Origin of the sequence: Mycolicibacterium aromaticivorans JS19b1 = JCM 16368, from assembly GCF_000559085.1 — a bacterium.
GTDB classification, from domain to species: Bacteria; Actinomycetota; Actinomycetes; order Mycobacteriales; family Mycobacteriaceae; genus Mycobacterium; species Mycobacterium aromaticivorans.
In genome coordinates, this window is the sequence record NZ_JALN02000001.1 from 3,061,645 (window position 1) to 3,085,059 (window position 23,415).

Below are 23,415 nucleotides of genomic sequence, written 5' to 3' on the forward strand. Positions count from 1 at the left end.
ATTTGGGTGGTCAAGAAGTCAGCGGGAAAGCGGGCTGAGGGCGACGAGAAGATCGCCGTTGATCAGCGCGTCCGTGTCTATGCCGACACCGACGACGAAGTACGGGGCGTCGTGGTCGAGGATTTCGGCGACCTGGCCGGCCACGCGGTCGATGTCGGGGACGTGCACATCTCGGATGCGGCGCGGCGCTGGGCGGTTCTCACCGATGCCGGCACCCTGGTGTTCGTGGACAGCCACCAGATCGCCTCGGAGTAAAGGCCGCTAGCCGAACAGGCGCCACCGTCGCGGCACCGGTGGCCGTCGTGATGCGTAGGGCCATGGATTGTTGCGCTCGGGAACCGCGTCGGCGCGCACCTGCTTGAGTTGAGTTCGCAGATTCGCTTTCAATTCGTGTAACTCGAAATCGGTCCAGCGATTGATCGCTTCGATCGGGTCGTCGGTCAGGTCGTAGAGCTCCCATTGGTCGTCGAGCGGACTGGTGCGATACGTCTCGCCCCCCATGCCGTTGGCGGCGAGATGCCGAACTCCCGGTTCGGTCCAGGTGCCCGGGTCGTCGAATGTGCGCACCAACTTCCACAGGTGGCCGTCGACCCGGGTGACGAGCCCTTCGAAGTTCGCGGCGGTGTGTGCTGGAATCCGGATACGTAATGGCGCAGGGGGATTCACCGTCTGCCTGAGACGGCGGCCCAGGCCTGAGGCTCCGGTGTCACCTTCGAGCATGTTGTCGCGGGTCATGATGTACACCGCGCGTGTGTCGTCGGCGGGCTCCCCGTCGACGACAGGCATGAGATTTCGGCCCGGCAGCGGATGCACTTCGGTGAAGGATTCGGAAAGCGTTGCTGCAGTGGACTGTACGTCGATACCGGCGGCGCCGAGCAGGGTCGGCAGCAGATCCACGTGGGAGGTGGGTGCTGTCACCAGTCGCTGCTCGGTCGTGCCGGCGCCGACCCGCGCGATCACGAACGGTACGCGGGTTGCCTCGTCGTAGAGGTTGAACCACTTCTGATGCAGTCCGCCGTGCGCGCCGAGCAGGTCGCCATGATCGGCGGTGCGCACCAGCACGGCATGCTCGGACCCGCCGTCGGTCACCGCGCGGCGAACGCGGTCGATAGGCCCGTCCACCTCGGCATGCAAGCGGTAGTAGAGGTCTCGATAGCGCTGCGCGCCAGAGTCATACATCCGCTGGATCGCCGCCGCGGGCCCATACCCGGAGTAGTAGGCCTCCCGGAAGGCGATCTGCGCGGCGGGCTTGGTGCGCAGGTCTTCGGCCGCGGTGGGCGCGGGCGGAACCCGAGGTGGATCCAGGGGCGAGGGTTCCAGCGGGCTTCGCCGCGCCCAGGTGGGGAACAGCACGATGTCGTGCGGGTTGACGAAACTCGCCACCAACAGAAAGGGGCGCAGTGCCATCGTGTCGCCGGCACGCCGGCGGGCATAGCGATCCTGTAGCCAGGTCACCACCCGGTCGGCGATCAGCGGGTCGCGCCGGACGCCGCTGTTGGCCAGTCCTGCGCCGTGCGGTTCGGGGCCGACCCAGCCGGAGAACCCGAACGGTGCAAGGGGATCGGCGTCGAGATAGCGTCGTACCGCACCGGGATCGACGACACCGTCGTCGTCATTGGTCGCCAACGGGCCACCGGTCTCGGGATCGGTCAAGTCGGCGTGCGAGATATGCCACTTGCCGTCGTAATGGGTGTCATAGCCCGCCGCGCGGAACCAGTTGCCCAGAGTGGGCACTTCGCCACGGCGCAGCCAGCGCATCCGCGAATCGTCGAATGCCTTTCCGATGCCGTCGGTCTGGGTGACGCCGTGCAGATCGGGATACTGCCCGGTGAAGATCGTCGGCCGGCTCGGGACACAGGCCAGCGAGCCGGTGTAGTGGCGCCCGAAATTGACCCCGTGCTCGTCGAACCACCGCCGGCCGCTCAATACTCGCTGCCGCCAAGCCAGAACGTCGTCGGCCTCGTACGGCGGAGTCGCACGTTCCTCGTCGGTCATCACGATGATGATGTCGGGGCGTTCAGACATGTTGTTCCTCCAGTCGTTTCGCCAGGCACGCGAGCAGACGGTCGAGTCGTGTGGCGGATGCACGACCGAATACTCGTTCGGCAATCCGTTGCAGCGGATTGGATCCCACGGTCACCGCACTCGACAGGGTCACCTCGGTGAGACCCCTGGCGATCGGCCGCAGTGTCCAGCGGTTGTGAAGTCGGCGCACCAGCGGTGGAAGTCCCTCGACGTCGTAAGCAAGTGCGTGCGGCGGGTCGAAGTCGGTGATCCGCTCGACGACCGTTGTGCGCCCGAGTTGCACGCGGCGCGACGTGCCGACGGTGCCGCCGGCCGTTCCGTGATCGAGTAGGCAGGAGTGGTCGACGACGTCGGCCCAGGAACTGACCGCGCCGAAGTCGGCCAGCACGTCCCAGATCTTCTGCGGGTCGGCGGCGATCGCTCGGCTGCGGCGGATGTCGGCCACCGGATCATTCAACCGCATTCGTGATGGTGATGAGGCCAATGTGGGAGGCCACCGTCAACGCTGGCGTTGGGCTACGCTGCGCGCGATGAACGAGGTTGTACTTGCCCGCGCGCTCGCCGACCTGCCACAAGAGGTGGCACGAGTCCCGGCTCCCGTCGTCCCGACCGTCGATCTGCCGTATGCGATACGGGTGGCGACGGCCGCCGACGCCGAGATGGTCGCCGAATGGATGAGCCGGCCACATCTGGCGCAGGCGTGGGAATACGACTGGCCCGTCGACCGCTGGCGCCGGCATCTGCAGGCGCAACTCGACGGCACGTATTCCGTGCCGCTGATCGTCAGCCTCGACGGTGTCGACGACGGGTATCTCGAGCTGTACAGGGCGGCAAAGGATTCGATCGCGCCCTGCTATGACGCGGACCCTTACGATCTCGGCCTGCATGCCGCCATCGCCAGCACGGGTCTTCTCAACCGCGGTGTGGGGCTCGGCCTGCTTCCCCAGATCATCACCAACCTGTTCGCGGTCGAACCGCAATCCCGGCGGGTGATGTTCGATCCCGACCACCGCAACGCGGCCGCTCGACGGGTGTGCGAAGCCGCGGGATGTGAGTTCCTCGGCGAGTTCGACATGTCGAACCGGCGCATGGCGCTCTACGCGTTCGAGCGGCCTGCTGAGCTCAACTAAGTATGGTTAGGCGTACCTATTGAAACTTAGGTAAGTCTTAGCTAATCTCCGACGGCGATACTTACTCGTCAATTTCTTGCAGAAGGAGATTTCGTGCACGCCGCTGTCAACTATTCGGGGGCTGATTTTGTTGCCAGCCCGGCAATCTCGGCGCGCCGCGCCGGCAGATTCACCATCGCCAGTGCGGCGATGATCACCGCAGGCGCGCTGGTAGCCGGTCCGGCCACCCAGTCGCTGCCTGACGAAATTCAGCGGCGGGCGATCCAGGCGGTCGAGCTGACCGGCCTGTCCGTCACCGCCTCGCCGTTGACCATCTACCCGCAGATCGTGACCAACACGGTCACCAACATCTCGGCTCTGACCCAGGCGATCGCGGCCGATCCGCTGCCCGTTCTGTCGCAGATCGCCCGCAACCAGCTCGGCTACGCCACCGAGATCGGTAACGCCATCACCGGCATTCCGGCCGGGTGGGAGACCTACATGGCGGGCCGCGGCGGAACGTTCCTGGCGAATCTCAAGGTTGCCATCGAGCAGGGCAACAACGCCGAGATCGTGAACCAGCTGAGCAGTTTCGTGCTGTACGGCGCGCTGGCGACGATCACGCCGATCTACAACGCCCTGCTGACCTACACCCCGCGCGGCAGCACCGTGTCGAATCCCGGTATCCCCCAACAGATCGCGCAGAACTTTGCGAACGCCGTCGGCGCGATCTTCAGCAGCACCACTCTGGTAAACGGCATCTTCCAGCCGATCTACGGCGCGGCGCTGAGCGTGTTGGCCACCGCCGGAGACATCGTGGGCGGTCTGGTCCAGTCGGTGTCCGCCGGCGATGCCGTGGGAGCGATCAACACGGTGGTCAACACCCCGGGCCTGTTCGTCAACGCGGTACTCAACGGCTGGAACAACCCGAAGTCCGCCGCGCCGTTCCCGGCTCTGCTGACCTTCATCCCGGTGGCACCCCCGACCGACCCGGCCAACGGTGTGACCGTGACCGGTCCGTCGATCGGCCTGCTGGGCCGGCTGCTGGTCTCCATTCCGCAGGCGATCGCCAAGGCCATCACCCCGGTCACCACGACGACAGCCAGCAGCACCCCGGCGACGACCGCGGTGTCCGCGGCGGCGGACTCGGTGCAGACGAAGGCCGTGACGGCCCGCACCACCGAGGTGGCCACGGCCACGACCTCGACCGAGGGATCCACTGCGGCAGCGGCGGCGAGCCCGACCGAGAGTGCGACAACCGAGGCCGCGGAAACCGTCTCCACGAGCGAGGTTTCGGCGCCGACAGCGGCCGCCAAGACCGCCAAGAAGACCGCCACGTCGTCGACGAAGGCGAGCGGGGACACCGGCTCGGCCGGCAAGGCCACCGGCGGCAAGAAGTCGACCGCAGGCAGTGCCCGCAGTCCGCGCGGCAAGGCCTCGTCGTCGAGCTCGTCCTCGAGCTCGTCGGACGCCAAGTAACACCTATGAAGAGCCGGGCCCCCGCATGGGGGGCCCGGCTTTTTCAAGTGAGGACTGTCGACATGACGGACGTGACCGCAGCACCGCGAGCGCCGATCGCCGCGGCCTGCCGGACCGAGATTCTCGAGGGCATGACACCGGCCGACGTGGTCGCGCAGCTGGCAGCCGCCGTTCCCGAACGGACTGGGGACGACTACCTCATCTACGAGCGGCACGGCCGCTGGACATTGGCCGTCGGCGCGCGCACGTCCATCGAGCTCGATCGCGACGAATGCCGCATCCGCGATGGCCAGACTGTGGTCGCCCACCCATGGAGCGGACGTCCGGCCCATGTACTTGCCGCCGCGCTCGAATCCGCGTTGGTCGACGGTGAGCCGGCATTCGGCTGGATCGCCTTCGAATTCGGTGCGCACCGCCACGGCGTGTTCGATAAGCTTCCGGTGGGCGCACCGCTGGCGCGCATCTTCACCCCGCGTAGCCGGGTCGTCGTCTCGGATGACGGAATCCAGGTGGTCGACGGTGACGAGGAGATCGACGCGGCGATCCGTGCGCTGCGCCCGGACCGCCTCAACGCGCGGGTGGGCGCGGTGGATGTGACCGCCGACCCCAGCCGGTACCGCGATCGCGTCGCGACGGCGGCCGCCGAGATCCGGAGCGGCCGCTACCAGAAAGTCATCCTGTCCCGTGCCGTCGACGTGCCGTTCTGCGTTGACTTCCCGGCGACTTACAGCCTGGGACGCAGAAACAACACCCCCGCGCGATCATTTCTACTGCGGCACGGCGGAATTCGAGCTCTGGGGTTCAGTCCCGAACTGGTGGCAGCGGTGCGCAGCGACGGCGCGGTGGTGACCGAACCTCTGGCCGGCACGAGGGCGTTCGGGCGCGGACCCGACGACGACCGCGCGGCCCGGGACGATCTGGAATCCGACGCCAAGGAGATCGTCGAGCACGCGCTGTCGGTGCGAACCTCTCAGGACGAGATCGCGGAGGTCGCCGAGCCCGGCAGCGTCGCGGTCACCGACTTCATGACCGTGCGGGAGCGGGGCAGTGTTCAGCACCTCGGCTCGACCGTCGGCGGCACTTTGCTGCCCACCCGCAACCGGATGGACGCGCTGGAGGCGCTGTTCCCTGCCGTGACGGCGTCGGGAATCCCGAAAGGCCCTGGGGTCGAGGCGATTCTGCGGCTCGACGAGATGCCGCGCGGCCTGTATTCCGGTGCGGTCGCAATGTTCACCCCCGACGGCGGGATGGATGCCGCGCTGGCGTTGCGCGCGGTGTACGAAGCCGACTCCCGAACCTGGCTGCGCGCCGGTGCGGGCATCATCGCCGCCTCGACGCCCGAGCGGGAATTCGAGGAGACCTGCGAGAAGATGGCCTGCCTGGCGCCCTACCTCGTCGCGCGGTGAGTCGGCTCAGCCACTCAACTGCGCGGCGAGGGAGCGCTTGTCGACTTTGCCGACCGCTGTCGTCGGCAACGCGGGCATCGGCGCGATCATGTCCGGGCGGCAGTGCACAGCGACGCCGCGGGCATCGAGATGCTCGTTGATCTCGGGCAGCGCAACGGGACTGCCGCGGAACACAATTGCCGCACAGATCTTCTCGCCCAGGTAAGGATCGGGCAGGCCGATCGCGGCCACGGCTGCGATCCGCGGGTGGGCCAGCAGATGGCTCTCCAGGTCCAGGGCGGCCACGGTCTCGCCGCCACGAAGAATGACGTCCTTGACTCTGCCAGTCACCTCCAGATACCCGTTGGCGAACCGGCGCACCTTGTCCCCGCTGCGGTAGAAGCCGTCCGGGGTGAACGAACGCTGGTTCTCCGCCTCCGCCCGGAAGTACCCGTTGATGGTGTAGGGCCCGCGCACCAGCAGCTCTCCCGGCTCACCGTCCGGCACCGGGGCGCCGGCGTCGTCGACGATGCGCAACTCGTCGTCGTCGGCCAGGGGCTTGCCCTGGGTGTGGTCGACGATCTCCGGGGGATCCCCAATCCTGGTGTAGCACAGCAGGCCTTCGGCCATCCCGAACACCTGCTGCAGGCGAGGGGTGAGCACGGACCGGATGTGTTCGGCGTCGTCTGCGGCCAGCTTGGCGCCACCGACCTGGAGCAGCCGCAGTGTGGCGGGGAGCTGCTCCTCCCAATCGCAGGCGTGCGCCCACAACCGGGCCAGCGCGGGCACCAGCGCGGTGGCGGTGACACGGTGACGGGCGATGGTGGCGAACGCCGCTTCCGGGCTGGGGTCTCGGCCGAACACGACGGTGGCGCCCACGCTCATGGCGCCGAGCAGGCCTGGGCACGCGAGCGGGAAGTTGTGGCCGGCTGGCAGCGCGACAAGGTAGACGTCGTCGCTCGTCAGCCTGCACAGCGCGGCGCTGGCCGTGGCGTTGTAGACGTAGTCGTCGTGGGTACGGGGGATCAGCTTCGGGGCGCCTGTCGTGCCACCGGACACCAGCAGCAGGGCTGGACCGCTGGTGTCGGGTTGCAGTTGCGGCGTGCTTCCGGTGCCCTCGCACAGCCGGGACCACGCGATATGCGGACCCGCATCACCGTCGATGATGATGTGTCGCAACTGGTTCGGGCGCTGCGCAAGCCGCTCGGCCATCGCCCGGTAGTCGTAGGCGGAATCGCAGCCCGCAATGATCCCGACGGCGCCACTGAGGTCGAGGAAGTGCGCCAGCTCCGCGTCTCGGTGGCCGGGCAGGCAGAGCACGGGCAGCGCGCCGGCGCGCAGCAGACCGAACAGTGCGACCGCGAACTGGCAGTTGTTCGGCAGCTGAACCAGCACGCTGTGCCCCGGCCCGATGCCCAGGGCGGACAGCCCGGCGGCGGCGGAGTCGGCTCGACGGTCCAGCTCGGCGTAGGTGAAGCGAGCCGAATCGTCGATGATCGCCGGCCGGTCGGGCCACTGCGTCGCCGCCGTCTGCAGGATCTCGTCGAGGGGCCGGCCGGCCCAGTATCCCGAGTCGCGATAGTGGCTCGCGCGGTCCGGGGGGAAGGGGGTGAATCCGCTCATTGCGCTCCCTGACGTAGGCATCTCTGCGCCATAAGAATAGGGTAGCCTTCCCAAAGTTAGGTGAGGCTGTTCTGAGGTAGGGAGGCGACAGTGACCGCGGCTGAAGCGGCCATGATCACCGACCGGATCGCCGAGGTGCTCGGCGTCGACCACACCGACATCGACCCGGACGGCGACCTGATCGCGCAGGGTTTGGACTCGATACGCATGATGACGCTCGCCGGACGCTGGCGCCGCGCGGGTTTCGACGTCGACTTCGCCCGGCTGGCGGCCGCCCCGTCGGTCCGTGCCTGGGCCGAGCTGCTGACCACCGCAGACCCCGCGAATCCGCTTCCTGCACAACCGCAACCGGCCGTCGGCGAGCCGTTCCCGCTGGCGCCGATGCAGCACGCGATGTGGGTCGGCAGGCACGCCGACCAACAACTCGGCGGCGTGGCCGGCCACCTCTACGTGGAGTTCGACGGCGACGCGCTGGACCCCGAGCGGCTCCGCCGGGCGGCCACCCTGCTGGCGGCCCGCCACCCGATGCTGCGGGTGCAGTTCCTGCCCGACGGCACCCAGCGCATCGGCGTCCCGCCGGCCACCTTCCCGCTCGACGTCATCGACCTGCGTGAGGCCGAGGACGTCGAGCGGCGGCTGGCCGCGATCCGGTCGGAGAAGTCGCGGCAGCAGCTCGACGGGCAGGTCTTCGAACTCACCCTGACTCTTCTGCCCGGCCGGCGCAGCCGGCTGCATGTCGACCTGGACATGCAAGCCGCGGACGCGATGAGCTACCGAGCGCTGATGGCCGATCTGGCCGCGCTGTATCGCGGTGACACACTCACCGACATCGGCTACACGTACCAGCAATACCGCCAACAAGTTTCGCTGCCGGACCGATACGACGCCGACCGGCAGTGGTGGTCGGACCGGGTGCCGGACCTACCCGACGCCCCGGCGCTGCCGGTGGTGCCCACCGCCCAGCAGACCGACCCGCACCGGCCCGGCCGCCGCTGGCATTGGCTGGACCCACACACCCGCGACGGGCTTTTCGACCGGGCCCGCCGCCACGGCGTGACGCCGGCGATGACGCTGGCTGCCTCGTTCGCCGACACAGTGGGTAGCTGGTCGGCAGACCCGCGCTTTCTGCTCAACGTCCCGCTGTTCGGGCGGGAGCCGCTGCACCCCGACATCGAGAACGTCGTCGGTGACTTCACCTCGTCGCTGCTGCTCGATGTCGACCTCGCTGCCGCCGACACCCCCAGTCAGCGGGCACGGGTGCTGCAGCACACCATGCACGAAGCGGCGGCGCACGCGTCGTACCCGGGCTTGTCGGTGCTGCGGGACATCAGCCGGCTTCGCGGAACACCGGCGCTCGCGCCGGTCGTATTCACCAGCGCCCTCGGCCTCGGCGAGCTGTTCTCCGCCGATGTGACAACGCAATTCGGCACACCGGACTGGATCATCTCCCAAGGGCCGCAGGTCGTGCTCGACGCCCAGGTGACCGAATTCGCCGGCGGTATCCTGCTCAACTGGGATGTCCGGGAGAGTGCCTTCCGCCCTGGCGCCATCGACGCGATGTTCGCCCATCACATCGACGAAGTGCAGCGCCTGGCGCGCGACGACGACGCCTGGGACAGCAGGCGTGGCCCGCTGCTTCCCCCGTCGCAGCGCGCCGCGCGGGACGCGGTGAACACCAGCGCCGCACCCAGCGGAAAGATGTTGCACGACGGCTTCTTTGACCTCGCCTCGTGTCAACCCGACGCGCCCGCAGTGTTCAGCAGCATGGGCGACCTGACGTATGCGGACCTGCGCCGACAGGCGCTGGCAGTGGCCGCCGCGCTGCGGGCCGCGGATCTTCCGGACGGCGGCACCGTCGCGGTGCTGGGGCCCAAGACGGCCGAACAGATCCCGGCGCTGTTGGGTATCCACGCGGCCGGCGGGGTCTATCTGCCGATCGGCATCGACCAGCCTGCCGAGCGAGCCCGCCGGATCGTGACGAGCGGGGCGGTCGACATGGCCCTGGTCTGCGGCTCCGAGCTGCCGGAGGTGCCGATACCGTGCATGACGGTCGCCGAGGCGATCACGGGCGGTGGCGGCGGCGAATCGCCCGCTGTGACCGGGGATCCGGGCCGCCTGGCCTACGTACTCTTCACCTCGGGTTCGACCGGCGAGCCCAAGGGTGTCGAGGTCACCCACGACGCCGCGATGAACACCGTCGAGTTCATCACCGGCCATTTCGGGCTCAGGCCGCAGGACCGCTGCCTGGCACTGTCCACCCTCGAGTGCGACATCTCGGTGCTGGATGTGTTCGCCACCCTGGCCACCGGTGGGGCGATCGTGGTGGTGGACGAGGAACACCGCCGCGACCCCGACCACTGGGTGCGGCTCATCCAACGCCATCGGGTCACCGTCTTGCACTTCCTGCCGGGCTGGCTGGCGATGCTGCTCGACGTCGCAGGCCCGCTGCCGACGGTACGGGTGGTACCGACCGGGGGTGACTGGGTCACCCCGGCGATGGCGCACCGGCTACGCGACCGCGCTCCCGACGTACGGTTCGCCGGGCTGGGTGGGGCCACCGAGACCGCGATCCACAACACCATCTGCGAGGTGGCCGACGTCCCCGAACACTGGACCGCGATTCCGCTCGGAAAGCCGTTGCCGAACAACCGATGCCGCATCGTCGGTGCCGGCGGCGCGGACTGCCCGGACTGGGTGGTGGGCGAGCTGTGGATCGGGGGGCGGGGACTTGCCCGGGGGTATCGCGGCCGGCCGGACCTCACCGCGGACCGGTTCGTCGAACACGACGGGCTGCGCTGGTATCGCACCGGTGACCTGGCCCGGTTCTGGCCGGACGGGACCTGCGAATTCGTCGGGCGGGCCGATCACCGGGTGAAGCTCAGTGGCTACCGCGTCGAGCTCGGTGAGGTGGAAGCGGCCCTGCATCGGGTGCCCGGTGTGCTGGGTGCCGTGGCGGTGACCGTCCGCGGGCGCACCGAGTCTGCGGACCGGTTGGCTGCCGCCGTCCAGCTGGCGGCCGGGACCAGCCTGGACTCTCTTCATACGCGGATCGTCAAAGACCTTCCCGCTCATATGGTTCCGCGACACATCGAGGTGTTCGACCGGATCCCCTACTCCGTCGGGGGCAAGGTCGACCGCAATGCCATCGCCCGACGGCTGGCCGGGCGGGTGGACGCCGGAAGCGGGCACCGTCCCCCGACCGGTTCGGTGCAGTCGGCGTTGGTCGCGATCGTCGCCGATGTCCTCGGCGCGGCCGTGGTGGGAGCCGACGACGACTTCTTCGCCCTCGGCGGCGATTCCGTGCTGGCGACCACGCTCGTGGCACGGATTCGGCAACGACTGGACGTCACGGATGTCAGCGTCGCCGACATCTTCGCCACCCGCACCGTCGAAGCCCTGGCCCGGCGGCTCGGTGAGCTGGAGCCGGCCGACCGGCTCGACGCCATCGCCGAGCTGTACCTCGAAGTGGCCCGTATGGACACCGCCGAGGTCGCCTTGGCGCTCACCCGGAGATCTGATGACTGACACCCTCACCGACCCGTTCGACCAGCAGCGGCTGGAGTTGTTGCGCCAGAGGCTGTCTCAGCGCGGATTGCTGGCCGAACCGTCCACGTCGGCGGACCCGGCCCGGATGACTGACGGTCAGCGCCGGATGTGGTTCGTCCACTCCATCGACAGCACAGGCGCGCTGCTGAACGTCTGCGTGTCGTACCGGCTGAGCGGTGAACTCGACTCGACCCGACTGCATGCGGCTGTGAACGCCGTCGCCGCGCGCCATCCGATCCTGCGCACCACCTACCAGACGGACACCGACGGTGAACCTCGCCCGACCGTCCACGGCGAACTCGCCCCCGGCTGGGCCGAGCACGATCTCCGTGAGCTCGGCGCGCAAGCTCGCGGCCTGCGCCTGGAAGTGCTCGCGCAGCGCGCATTCACCGCGCCGTTCGACCTGGGTACTGACTCGCCACTGCGGATTACGTTGGTCCGCACGGGTTCCGACGAGCATGTACTGCTGCTGGCGGCACACCACATCGCATGGGACGATGCTTCGTGGCGAGTGTTCTTCGCCGACCTCAGCTCCGCATACGACGGCGGGGACCTACCGTCGGCACCCCTGGTCGAAGCACCCGCATCCGGTAACGACGACGCGGACGTGGAGTATTGGCGCGCGCTGCTCGCCGACCCACCGGAGCCGCTGGAACTGCCCGGTCCAAGGGGATCCGCGGTTCCCACCGAGTGGCGGGCCGCTCGGCACACCACCCGACTGGACGCCCGCACCGTCGATGCGGTGATCGCGCTGGCGCACGAGGCCGGGGCGACGCCGTACATGGTTCTGCTGGCGGCGTTCTCGGCATTGATGCAGCGCTATACCCACGCCGGCGATTTCCTGGTTGCCGCACCGGTCATCAACCGCAGCTCCGACGAGGTCATCGGCTACTACGGCAACACCGTCGCGCTGCGCATGCGACCGGACCGCTGGGGCACCTTCGGTGAGCTGGTCGGCGCCGCGCGCGATGCCGCCGTGGGTGCGTTCGCCCATCAACGGGCGAACCTCGACCGGGTGGTCCGCGAGCTGAACCCGGACCGCCGCTACGGCGTCGAACGGATGGCGCGGGTGAGCTTCGGCATGCGTCACCCGGACGGCGACGGCTTCCGACCCGTCGGCATCGCCTGCCGGCGTGCCGAATTCCGCGGCCAGTTCGCTCAACTCCCGCTGGGATTCATGGTCGAGTTCGCCGGCGGCGAAGCAGAAGTGGAGATCGAATACCTCACCGAGGTCATCGACGCGGGCTTGGCCGAGCAGATACTGCGGAGTTTCGTCATTCTCCTCGAGGACGCGCTGTTCCATCCGGATCGGGTGCTGGCCGATCTGGCCGTGCTCGACGAGGCGGACACCGCGCGGTTGTTCGAGATGTCCCGGGGTGAGGACTTCGTCTGCCCGCCGATGACACTCGGCGACCTGGTCGCCAAGCAGGCCGTCCGCCAGCCGGATGCGATCGCCGTCGTCTACGAGGGCCGCCACTACACCTATCGCGAGCTCAACGCGGCCGCCAACCGGCACGCGCACTGGCTCGCCGCCCAGGGCATCGGCGCCGAAGACCGTGTTGCCGTGCTGCTGGAGAAATCGCCGGAGCTGGTCATCACCGCGCTGGGTATCGCCAAGGCGGGTGCGGTCTATCTGCCGGTGGATCCCGAGTATCCCGCCGACCGCATCGCCCACATCCTCGGCGACGCGGACCCCAAGGTCGTGATCCGCCAACCCGTCACCGGCGTCGAGGACTTCCCCGACCACAACCCCGCTCCGTCGGATCTGGTGCGCCCGTTCGGTCCGGCCAACACCGCCTACCTGATCTACACCTCGGGGTCGACCGGACTGCCCAAAGGGGTGCCGGTGCCGCATCGTCCCGTCGCCGACTACTTCCGGTGGTTCGCCCAGGAATACCAGATCGGTCCCGACGACCGCCTCTTGCAGGTGGCCTCACCGAGCTTCGATGTGTCGATCGGTGAGATCTTCGGGATGCTGGCCCAAGGTGCCCGCCTGGTGATCCCCCGCAGCGACGGGTTGCGGGACATCGGCTATCTCACGGATCTGCTGCAGCGCGAGGCCATCACGTCGATGCACTTCGTGCCGTCGCTGCTCGGCTTGTTCCTGTCGCTGCCCGGCGTCGAGCAGTGGCGCAGCCTGCGGCGGGTGCCGATCGGCGGTGAAGCACTGCCCGGGGAATTGGCCGACAAGTTCCACGCGACCTTCGACGCGCTGCTGCACAACTTCTACGGGCCGACCGAGACGGTCATCAACGCGTCCCGCTACAAGGTCGAGGGCAGGCAGGGCACCCGGGTTGTCCCGATCGGCACACCCAAGATCAACACCGCGATCTACCTGTTGGACGACGCGTTGCGACCCGTCCCGGCCGACGTGATCGGCGAAATCTACATCGGTGGAACACAACTGGCACACGGCTACCACGGCAGACCGGCGCTGACCGCGGAGCGGTTCGTCGCCGATCCCTTCACTCCCGGCGGTCGGCTCTACCGTTCGGGTGACCTGGCACGGCGAAACCGCGACGGCGATCTCGAATTCGTCGGCCGCGCTGACGAACAGGTCAAGATCCGCGGCTTCCGCATCGAACTCGGCGAGGTCGCCGCGGCCGTCACCGTGGACCCGAGTGTCGGGAATGCGGTCGTGGTCGCCGCCGACCTGCCCCAGCTCGGCAAGAGCCTGATTGCCTACGTGGCACCGGCCGCCGGTGAAGTCGTAGACGTCGAGCGGATCAGAATCCGGGTGGCGGCCGCGTTGCCGGACTACATGATCCCGGCCGCCTACGTCGTCGTCGACGAGATCCCGGTCACCGCCAACGGAAAGCTGGATCGGGGGGCCCTTCCGGCCCCTGAGATCGGGCCCGTGGTCGACTACCGCGCACCGGTCACCGAGACCGAGCGCACAGTCGCCACCCTCTTTGCCCGGTTACTCGGCGCCGGCGAAGTGGGTTGTGACGACTCGTTCTTCGCACTCGGCGGGCACTCTCTGCTGGCGACCAAACTGGTCGCCGCGATCCGCGAGGCCTGCGGCGTCGAGGTCACCGTCCGCGACATCTTCGAGGCAGGCAGCGTCGGCGAACTCGCGGCGGTGATCGATGGCCGCCGCGACCGTCAGGCACCATCTGCCCGGCCGGCGTTGGTCGCCACCGGGGCCCACCCTCAGCGCGCACCGCTGTCGGCCGCCCAGCTGCGGAGCTGGTTCCAGTACCGCGTCGACGGACCCAGCCCGGTGAACAACATCCCGTTCGCGGCACGCCTGACCGGTCCCTGCGATGCCGACGCACTGGCCGCCGCCGTCGACGATGTGATCGCCCGGCACGAGATCCTGCGCACCGTCTACCGCGAAATCGACGGGGTACCCCATCAGATTGTCGACGCCGGCGACCGTGCTCGGGTCCGACGACTCGATGGTCCCGACAACGATTGGCTGACAACTCAACTCGACGCCGAGCGGGCCCATCGGTTCGAACTCGAAACCGAACTGCCGATCCGCGTCGCGGTGCTGCGCGCACCCGGTGAATGCGTCCTGTCGATGGTCGTGCACCACATCGCCGCCGACCACTGGTCGGCCGGGGTGCTGTTCACCGACGTCCTCACCGCGTACCGGGCGCGACGGGAGGGCGCCGAGCCGACCTGGCAACCGCTGCCGATCCAGTATCGCGACTACGCCGCGTGGCAGATCCAGTTGCTGTCCGACACCGAGTTGATGGATGCGCAACGCCAGTTCTGGATGCGCGAGCTCGACGGACTTCCCGAGGACACCGGTCTGCGACCGGATCTGCCCCGGCCACCGATGGCCGGCGGCGCCGGTGCGGCCATCCCGCTGCACTTCGCCACCGCCGTGCGAGAGCGGCTCACCGCGCTGAGCCGCGAGCTCGGGATCACCGAGTTCATGCTGCTGCAGACCGCCGTCGCGGTGGTCCTGAGTAAAGCCGGTGGTGGTCACGACATCCCGCTGGGCACCCCGGTTGCGGGCCGCACCGACACCGAACTGGACCGGCTGGTCGGCTTTTTCGTCAACATCCTGGTGCTGCGCAACGATCTGTCGGGTAATCCCACGCTGCGTGAGGTCCTGCTGCGCTCGCGGCAGATGGCGTTGGCGGCGTACGCCAACCAAGACCTCCCGTTCGACCGGGTGGTCGACGCGGTCAACCCGGTGCGGTCGCTGTCCCGCAACCCGCTCTTCCAGGTAGTAGTCCACGTTCGCGAGGAGCTTCCCGAGAACCAGCTGATCGAGGCAGGTCCGGACGGCGGCACCCGATTCACCGCCCTGGAGCCGACTTTCGACGTGGCCCACGCCGATCTGAGCGTGAACTTCTTCGTCGGTGATGACGGCTATCGCGGACACGTGATCTACCGCACCGAGCTGTACCACCCGTCGACGATGGACCGTTTCGCCGGTTGGCTTGGTCAGGTCATCAACGCTTTTGCCGCCGATCCTGATGTCCGGTTGCGTGACGTCGACCTGCTCGGTGATTCCGAACGTCAGCAAGTGCTCGGGCAGAGCCGAGGCATCGAATCGCCGGTCGACCGGCCGCGCACCGTCCCGGGACTGCTTGAGGCCAGTAGGGCGTTGGGTCAGGACCGGATCGCGCTGCGGTGCGCTGGTGACGAGCTCGATTACGCCGCACTGCATCACCGTTCGGATCGCTTCGCCCAGCTGCTGGTGCGCCACGGCGTCGGCCCGGGATCGCTGGTCGGCATGTCGATGCGCCGCGGTATCGACCTGGTGGTCGCGCTCGTCGGCATCATGAAAGCCGGTGCCGGATTCTTCCCGCTGGATCCCACCTACCCCGTGGCGCGCAAGCAGTTCATGCTCGACGACGTCGAACCTGCCGTCGTCGTGGTCACCGCAGAGGCCGGTGCGTCGATGCCGCCCGCCGACGGGGTCACGGTGATCTCGATGGACGATTCGGCCGTCCGTGCCGAGCTGGCGTCCGCCGATCCCGTCGCCGCCCTGGCTTTGCCGCACCCCGACGACCCGATGTACCTGATGTTCACGTCGGGCTCCACCGGGAAGCCGAAGGGTGTCGTAGGCACCCATCGTGCGATGAGCACCAGGCTGACCTGGCAGCTCAAGCACTATCCGGTTCCGGGACAGGACATCCGGCTCGCGCAGGCACCGATGACCTTCCTGGAGGGATGCATCGAGACGTTGGCCGGGCTCGCGGCCGGCGCGACACTGATCCTCGCCGACGACGCCGAGCACCGCGACGCTGAGGCGATAGCTGGCCTGATCGAACGGCACTCCGTCGCTCAGGTCACCGGCGTCGCCAGTCTGGTGTCCGCACTCGTCGACAGCGCACCGGACGCCGTGCGGGCATTGCGCCGGCTGGTGACCTGCGGCGAGCCGGTGAACGTGTCGCTGCTCCAGCGTCTGGTCTCCTGCGTGGGCGAGGGTGCGGCGCGAAACATGGAGCTGCTGAACGCGATCGGAGCCACCGAGACGTCCGGTGCGTTGATTCGCGGCCCGCTGGGCCTGCCGATCCCCAAGATCGGTACACCGATGGAGGGGTCACAGGTCTACCTGCTCGATGAGGCGCTGCAACCCGTGCCGGTCGGTGTCGTCGGCGAGCTGTACTACGCGGGCGAACAGATCGCACGCGGGTACTGGAAGCAACCCGCGCTGACCGCGTCGAGGTTCGTCGCGAATCCCTATGCAGCCGAACCGGGTTCGCGCTTCTACCGCAGCGGCGATCGCGGACGGTGGACCGAGGACGGCCATCTCGAATTCGTCGGCCGCACCGACCACCAGGTGAAGGTGCGGGGGTTCCGGGTGGAACTCGCCGAAGTCGAGGCCGCTCTGAAGGCCGCCGAGGGGGTCGCTGTCGCGGCCGCGCGAACCTGGGACGGATCCGGCGGCGCCTCGCTGGCCGGCTACGTCGTACCGCGCGAGCCGGTGGACGATCCCGCCGCGTTCGCCGCCTCGGTACGTGCGTCGGTGGCTGCGGCGCTGCCGGGCTACATGACACCGGCAACGATCTCGGTACTCGACGTCATGCCCGCGACCGAATCCGGGAAGCTGAACCGCCCCGCCCTGCCCCGCCCCGAGGTGCACACCACCGGCGCGAGCGAGCCTGCCAGGACCGACACCGAGCGGTCCGTCGCCGCAGCGATGGAGCAGCTGCTCGACGTGGCCGAGATCGGCAGGGACGACGACTTCTTCGCACTCGGCGGGGACAGCATCCTGTCGGTGCAACTCGCGGCGCGGATCCGTGCGGCCGGCCTCACGGTCGAACCCCGCACGATCTTCGCCCATCCCACCGTGGCAGCACTGGCCGCCGCGATCGACGACGGGCACGTCGACCCGGCAGCCGGCCGCGCGGACACCCGGCACGAGGCGATGAGCGTCTCGGGACTGTCGGCAGGCGACCTGGCCGCCCTGAAGTCATCGTGGTCGAAGGCCCGCCCGTCGTGACCAACGCCGTGGGCATTGATGACATCGAAGACGTCCTGGCCCTCTCGCCGCTGCAACTCGGGCTCTACTCGCACGCCACCCTGATCGGACCCGACGGCGAGGACCCGTACGTCATCGCGATGACCGCCGACGTGACGGGACCGCTGGACGTAGAACTGCTCCGCGACTGCGCGGCGGCGATGCTGGTGCGCCACCCCAACCTGAGGGCCAGCTTCTGGCACCAGGATCTGCCGCAACCGGTCCAGATCGTCCCCGCCGCAGTCGAACTGCCGTGGCAGCACCTGCCGGCCGCGGATGACGGACAGGCCGCCGAGATCGAACAGCGCGAACGCGGCAGGCAGTTCGCGTTGCACGACGGTCCGCTGATCCGATTCCTGCTCATCGAGCTGCCGAATCGGCGCTGGCGGCTGGTGGTCACCGCGCACCACATCGTGCTCGACGGTTGGTCACTGCCGGTGTTCATCGGCGAGATGCTCACGCTGTACCGAGTCGGCGGCACCCCCGACGCGCTGCCGGCGCCACGGTTGTACCGCGACTACATCGGCTGGCTCACCGAGCGCGATACGCAGGCCGGCGAACGCCTCTGGCGCCGGCACCTGGCCGACCTGCCCGGCCCGACACTGTTGTCCCCGGCCCTGGGTGGTGACGGGTCGGGGCTGCCGAAGCGCACCGAGCTGACCCTGCCCGCCGACGACACCGACCGACTGGCCGCCGCGGCCCGGAGCAGGGGCGTCACCCTCAACACGGTGATGCAGATGGCCTGGGCGTTGATCCTGTCCCGGCTGACCGACCGCGACGACATCGTCTTCGGGGTCACCGTATCCGGTCGTCCGCCCGAACTCGCGGGCGTGGAGACCATGGTCGGCCTGTTCATCAACACCCTTCCGCTTCGGGTGCGCCTCGACCCGAACAAGACTGTCGGACAGCACTGTACGGCGTTACAGCGGGAAGCGGCCGAACTACGCGACCACAGCTACTTGAGCCACTCGCAGCTGCGAACACTGGCCGGCGTCGGCGAGATGTTCGACACCCTGCTGGTTTACGAGAGCTTTCCACCCGGCGGCGTGGTCGGCGGTCAGCAGTTCGCCGCCGGCGACGTCACGTTCCGGCCCGCGGCGATGGAAAGCCTCACCCATTTCCCGGTGACGGTCGCCGCCTACCGCAACACCGCCGAGCTGACGCTGCTGGTCGAGGTCACCGACAACGCGCTGGGGATGATGTCGCCGGAGATACTTGGCCGCCGGGTGCTGCAGACGATGCGCCGCCTCATCGAGCAGTGGGACCGGCCGCTGGGCGGGATCGGAATCCTGCTTGAGGGTGAGGCGCCACCGATCGAGGTGTCCGCGAGCGTCGCCGAGGCCGGGGTGGCCGAGCGATTCGCTGAAACCGCTGCTGTGCATTGTGATTCCGTCGCGCTTCGGTGGAATGGCGGCCAGCTGACCTATGACGAGCTCAACGAGCAGTCGGACAGGATCGCGGGGTTCCTGGCCGATCGCGGCGTGCGCGCGGAGACGCCGGTTGCTATCCAGCTCCCGCGAGGCGCCGACTACGTGGTGGCGATGCTCGCCGTACTGAAGGCAGGCGGCATGTATGTGCCGCTCGACCCAGCGATGCCAGCGGGCCGGGTGCAGTCCATTCTCGCCCAGACCGGGGCCGCCGTCGTCATCGACGACGCCACGATCGCCGCTGCCCGAACCGCACCGCGCCTCTGCGTGCCGACCCATCCCGGCCAAGCCGCCTACACGGTGTTCACCTCCGGCACCACCGGAGAACCCAAGGGTGTGATCGGAACTCACGCGGCACTGCTGGCCTACATCGACGACCATGCCGAGCGGATGCTGACGCCGGCGGCCGAACGCCTCGGCAGGCCGCTACGCATCGGCCACGCCTGGTCGTTTGCGTTCGACGCCGCCTGGCAACCGCTGGCAGGACTGCTGTTCGGCCACGCCGTGCACCTCATCTCCGAGAGTGACCGCAGGGATGCCGAGGTGCTCGTCGACATCATCGAACGGGACGGGATCGACATGCTCGACGTCACCCCCTCGCTGTTCACCAGTCTGCGTCAGGCCGGTCTACTGGATTCTGCGCGACTCTCGGTGCTCGCGCTCGGCGGTGAAGCGGTCGGGGCGGGGGACTGGACCGATATCCGGAAAGCCTGCACTGGAACGTTATTGGCGGCGCACAACTGTTACGGCCCGACCGAGACGACCGTCGAGGCCGTCGTCGCCACGATTGCCGAACACGACGCACCGGTGATCGGCTATCCGACGCGATCGACCCGCGCCGCGGTGCTCGATTCGTGGTTGCAGCCCGTCCCCGACGGCGTGGTCGGCGAACTGTATCTGGCCGGCGAGCAGGTGACGAGGGGTTACCTCGGTCGCCCGGCCGAGACCGCGACACGGTTCGTCGCCGCCCCGGGTGGCGCCCGGATGTACCGCACCGGCGATCTGGTGCGCCGCGATCAGGATGGCGCGCTGGCCTTCGTCGGCCGGGCCGACGCCCAGATCCAAGTCCGGGGGCATCGCGTCGAGCTCGGCGAGATCGAAGCGGTGCTGAAGGAAATTCCCGGGGTGCGGCACGTGCACGTCTCGGTGCAGGGGCATACCGCGGGTCCCCGGCTGGTCGCCTACATCGCCGGTGACGTCACGGTGTCGGAACTGCGACCGCTGCTGCGGAACAGGCTGCCGCGCTACATGCTTCCGCACCGGCTGATCGTCGTCGACACGATCCCGCTCACCGCCAACGGCAAGGTCGACGAGGCGGCGCTGGCGGCCACGGCGTCACCCGACGAGGCTCCGGAGCCGCCGAGCACCCCGACCGAGATCGCCCTCGGCCATGCCGTCGCGGAGCTGCTGAGCCTTCCCGCCGTCGACCTCGACGCCGACCTCCTGGAGCTGGGGCTGGACAGCATCGCCGCGCTGTCCTTGGTCCAGCTCGCGCGCAGCGGTGGGATGTCACTGCGCGCCCGGCTGGTCCTCGAGTGCGGCACACTGCGCGAACTCGCGGCCGCAGTCGATCGCGACATCGATGACGAGATCGCTGCCGGGCCGGAGCCGCAGGGCCCGATCCCCGCGCTGCCCGCCGTGCACTGGCTCTATGAGCACGGCGATCCACGACGCCTGTCGCAGGTAGAGGCGATCCGACTGCCCGCCGACGCCACCGCCGAACGGCTGCGTCTGTTGCTGGACGGGATCGCCGCAGGGCACGAAATGTTCCGCAGCCGTCTCGACCGCGCGACGATGACGTTCGTCCCGGCCGGCCGAGACACCATCCCGCTGACCGAGGTGGCGGTCTCCGGGGAACTCGATGACGCCGTCGCCGAGCACGCGGCCGCCGCGATCGAGCGGCTCGATCCCGAGGGCGGCCATCTGACCGAAGCGCTGTGGCTGCACGGCCGCGGTGAACCGGGCGTGCTCGTCCTGGTCGTTCACGTACTGGCGATGGACCCCGCGTCATGGCGCATCGTGCTCGGCGAGTTGATGGCCAACTGGTCGGCGGCCGGCGCTGCCGAGTTCGGCCCCGTCAGCGGTGAACGGGTCAGCTATCGCCGGTGGGCACACAACCTCGCCGATCGCGCGGCCGCCCTCGACACCGTCGGTTTCTGGCTCGCGCAGATCGACGGCGAGGACTCGGCGTTGGGGGACCGGCGCGTTCGCCCTGAGGCGGATCGGTTCGCCGACCTCGCGATCACCGTGACGGTCACGGAGGCCGATGTCACCGGCGCGCTGTTACGCGCACCGATACCGATCCAGGACCTGCTGGCCGATGCGTGTGCCCGCCTGATCACCCGCTGGCGCGAGCAGCGCAGTGGTGTCGGTCCGGTTCCATTGCTGGCGTTGGAAACTCATGGCCGCACGGGAGCGGACGACACCGTCGGCCTGCTCAGTGCCATCTACCCGTTGCGGATCAGGCCGGGACAACCGATACCCGAGATACCCGGCCTGCCAACCGATTATGCTGCGCTGCGCTACCTGAGGCCGGACACCGCCGAGTTGCTGCAAGGTTTCCGAGGTCCGCAGCTACTCCTGAATTACCTCGGCAGGCTCGACCTCGACGCCGGAACGCTGCTGGACCGTGGTCTGCTGGCCCAGCTGTCGGTCATGACCGAACCGAACGTCGCGGTGCGGCACGAGCTGACCCTGGTCGCCGCCGTCGCCGGAGGAAAGCTGGTCACGCAGTGGCGAACTCTGCCCGACATCTTCAGTGCGACTGATGTGACGGCGCTGCAACAGATGTGGGGCGACATTCTGCAGGAGCTGGCGGGAGTGACATCGTGACAGGGCGGTTGGCTGTGCTCGGCGCCGGAGCCAAGGCGGTGGCGGTGGCCGCAAAAGCGGCGATGCTGCGTGAGATGGGTGTCGCGACACCGGAGATCGTGGCTGTCGAGCGTAAGGCTGTCGCGGCGAACTGGCGTGCGGGCGGCGGTTGGACCGACGGTCAGCACCGGCTGGGGACCAGCCCGGAAAAAGATGTCGGCTTCCCCTATCGATCGATGATCCTGCCCGGCCGTAACGGTGAACTCGACGCGCGGATGATGCGGCTGAGTTGGCAGTCCTACCTCGTCGGCACCGGTCGCTTCGCGGAGTGGGTCGACCGCGGCAAGCCTGCACCGACCCACGAGACGTGGGCGAACTATCTGCGCTGGGTCGCCGACGCCGTCGGGCTGAATGTCGTTGACGGCGAGGTGATCCGGATGTCACTCGACGGTCCGTCGTGGGTGCTGCACACCGGCGGGGGAACGGTCGAGGCGGACGCGGTGATGATCACCGGGCCCGGCCAGCCGGGCCGCTCAGTACTTCCGGGTCATCCGCAGGTCTTGTCGATCGCCGAGTTCTGGGAGTTGTCGGCGTCGAAAGAACGGATCGACGCCGAGCGGGTCGCGGTGATCGGCGGTGGTGAGACCGCAGCGTCGATGCTCAACGAGTTGTTCGGGCATCGGGTGTCCACCATCACAGTAATCTCGCCGCAGGCGACATTGTTCACCCGCGGTGAGAGCTTCTTCGAGAACCGGATGTTCAGCGACCCGACGGACTGGGTCGGACTGACCCCGGCTGAGCGGCGTGACGTGATGGCCCGCACCGATCGCGGGGTGTTCTCGGCGCGCGTTCAGGATTCGCTGCTCGCCGACGATCGGATCCGGCATCTGCGCGGCCGGGTGGCTCACGGTGTCGCGGCCGACGGCCGGATCCGCATCACGCTGCACACCGACCGGCACGGTGAGCGACTCGAGACGGTGCACGGATTCGACCTCGTCATCGACGGCTCGGGCGCCGACTCGCTGTGGTTTCTGCCGCTGCTGGCTCAGGACGCCCTGGACCTGCTCGAGGTCAGGCTGAACGGGCCGCTGACCAGCGACCGATTGCAGCAGGCGATCGGCGACGACCTCGCGTTGAGCGGAGTGGCGCCGAAGTTGTTCCTGCCCAACCTTTCCGGGCTCAGCCAGGGTCCCGGATTTCCCAACCTGAGCTGCCTGGGGCTGCTGTCCGACCGTATCCTCGGCGCCCGCCCCGGCGCGCAGTTGACCCACACGAACGGGAGGAACGTTGAGTACCAATCCATTTGACGCCGAAGATGGCCGCTTCTATGTCCTGGTCAACGACGAGGAGCAGCACAGCCTGTGGCCGGCGTTCGCCGAGATCCCCAGCGGCTGGCAGGTTGCGTTCGGCGTGGCCGGCCGGGCGGACTGCGTGGAGTTCGTCGAGCAGAACTGGGCGGATATCCGGCCGAAGAGCCTGCGCGCAGCGACTCGACAGTGAAGTTATGCAATGCTAACTTCTCTTTACATTGGTTAGGCAAACCTAAGGAGGCGGGGCCGGGTTCGACCGTCGCCCCGACG

12 protein-coding genes are annotated in these 23,415 nt (G+C 68.5%); 9 read left to right on the plus strand and 3 right to left on the minus strand.

The window, feature by feature from the left end; all coding sequences use genetic code 11:
* Positions 1 to 6 precede the first annotated feature (6 nt).
* A complete protein-coding gene (locus Y900_RS14705; protein ID WP_036342815.1) occupies positions 7 to 255 on the plus strand; it encodes a hypothetical protein in 249 nt (82 codons plus the stop codon).
* 6 nt (positions 256 to 261) lie between these two features.
* On the opposite strand, the gene Y900_RS14710 is transcribed toward Y900_RS14705, so the two are convergent.
* Both Y900_RS14710 and Y900_RS14715 read right to left on the minus strand, forming a co-directional pair.
* Positions 262 to 2,025: a sulfatase-like hydrolase/transferase gene (locus Y900_RS14710; protein ID WP_036342816.1), complete on the minus strand. Its 1,764-nt coding sequence runs from the start codon at positions 2,023 to 2,025 to the stop codon at positions 262 to 264.
* Positions 2,018 to 2,488 carry an SRPBCC family protein gene (locus tag Y900_RS14715; protein WP_036342817.1) on the minus strand — a complete coding sequence of 157 codons (471 nt, stop codon included), beginning with the start codon at positions 2,486 to 2,488 and terminating at the stop codon, positions 2,018 to 2,020. The genes Y900_RS14710 and Y900_RS14715 overlap by 8 nt, the downstream gene beginning before the upstream one ends.
* Before the next feature lie 67 nt (positions 2,489 to 2,555).
* On the opposite strand from Y900_RS14715, the gene Y900_RS14720 reads away from it, so the two are divergent.
* The 3 genes from Y900_RS14720 (at position 2,556) to Y900_RS14730 (ending at position 6,019) form a co-directional block, all read left to right on the plus strand.
* Entirely contained in the window at positions 2,556 to 3,155 is a 600-nt protein-coding gene (locus Y900_RS14720; protein WP_036342819.1) for a GNAT family N-acetyltransferase, read from the plus strand.
* Between the two features lie 93 nt (positions 3,156 to 3,248).
* Entirely contained in the window at positions 3,249 to 4,613 is a 1,365-nt protein-coding gene (locus Y900_RS32415) for a hypothetical protein (protein WP_036342822.1), read from the plus strand.
* 131 nt (positions 4,614 to 4,744) lie between these two features.
* Positions 4,745 to 6,019 (plus strand): salicylate synthase, encoded by a 1,275-nt coding sequence (locus Y900_RS14730; RefSeq protein ID WP_272945569.1) that lies wholly within the window; start codon positions 4,745 to 4,747, stop codon positions 6,017 to 6,019.
* A 6-nt stretch (positions 6,020 to 6,025) separates the two neighbouring features.
* Here Y900_RS14730 and Y900_RS14735 read toward each other — a convergent pair whose 3' ends face one another.
* Positions 6,026 to 7,621, minus strand: coding sequence for a (2,3-dihydroxybenzoyl)adenylate synthase (locus tag Y900_RS14735; RefSeq protein WP_109751073.1), 1,596 nt, complete (start codon positions 7,619 to 7,621; stop codon positions 6,026 to 6,028).
* A 111-nt stretch (positions 7,622 to 7,732) separates the two neighbouring features.
* Between Y900_RS14735 and Y900_RS14740 the strand changes: the two genes are divergently transcribed.
* Genes Y900_RS14740 through Y900_RS14760 form a run of 5 tightly spaced genes read left to right on the plus strand, consistent with a single transcriptional unit; the run spans position 7,733 to position 23,335 of the window.
* Positions 7,733 to 11,146 carry a non-ribosomal peptide synthetase gene (locus Y900_RS14740; protein WP_036346809.1) on the plus strand — a complete coding sequence of 1,138 codons (3,414 nt, stop codon included), beginning with the start codon at positions 7,733 to 7,735 and terminating at the stop codon, positions 11,144 to 11,146.
* A complete protein-coding gene (locus Y900_RS14745; protein ID WP_036342828.1) occupies positions 11,139 to 17,579 on the plus strand; it encodes a non-ribosomal peptide synthetase in 6,441 nt (2,146 codons plus the stop codon). The genes Y900_RS14740 and Y900_RS14745 overlap by 8 nt, the downstream gene beginning before the upstream one ends.
* Positions 17,576 to 21,856: a non-ribosomal peptide synthetase gene (locus Y900_RS14750; RefSeq protein WP_036346810.1), complete on the plus strand. Its 4,281-nt coding sequence runs from the start codon at positions 17,576 to 17,578 to the stop codon at positions 21,854 to 21,856. Before Y900_RS14745 ends, Y900_RS14750 begins: the two co-directional genes overlap by 4 nt.
* Positions 21,853 to 23,142 carry an NADPH-dependent L-lysine N(6)-monooxygenase MbtG gene (gene mbtG / locus Y900_RS14755; RefSeq protein WP_036342830.1) on the plus strand — a complete coding sequence of 430 codons (1,290 nt, stop codon included), beginning with the start codon at positions 21,853 to 21,855 and terminating at the stop codon, positions 23,140 to 23,142. Before Y900_RS14750 ends, mbtG begins: the two co-directional genes overlap by 4 nt.
* Positions 23,123 to 23,335: an MbtH family protein gene (locus Y900_RS14760; protein ID WP_036342833.1), complete on the plus strand. Its 213-nt coding sequence runs from the start codon at positions 23,123 to 23,125 to the stop codon at positions 23,333 to 23,335. The genes mbtG and Y900_RS14760 overlap by 20 nt, the downstream gene beginning before the upstream one ends.
* The last annotated feature ends 80 nt before the right edge of the window (positions 23,336 to 23,415 follow it).

What these genes read in the sequence shown, in the direction of transcription:
- Y900_RS14710 (WP_036342816.1), bottom strand. Translation starts at nt 2,025, where the DNA reads ATGTCTGAACGCCCCGACATCATCATCGTGATGACCGACGAGGAACGT.
- Y900_RS14715 (WP_036342817.1), bottom strand. Translation starts at nt 2,488, where the DNA reads ATGCGGTTGAATGATCCGGTGGCCGACATCCGCCGCAGCCGAGCGATC.
- Y900_RS14720 (WP_036342819.1), top strand. Translation starts at nt 2,556, where the DNA reads ATGAACGAGGTTGTACTTGCCCGCGCGCTCGCCGACCTGCCACAAGAG.
- Y900_RS14730 (WP_272945569.1), top strand. Translation starts at nt 4,745, where the DNA reads ATGACACCGGCCGACGTGGTCGCGCAGCTGGCAGCCGCCGTTCCCGAA.
- Y900_RS14735 (WP_109751073.1), bottom strand. Translation starts at nt 7,621, where the DNA reads ATGAGCGGATTCACCCCCTTCCCCCCGGACCGCGCGAGCCACTATCGC.
- Y900_RS14740 (WP_036346809.1), top strand. Translation starts at nt 7,733, where the DNA reads ATGATCACCGACCGGATCGCCGAGGTGCTCGGCGTCGACCACACCGAC.
- Y900_RS14745 (WP_036342828.1), top strand. Translation starts at nt 11,139, where the DNA reads ATGACTGACACCCTCACCGACCCGTTCGACCAGCAGCGGCTGGAGTTG.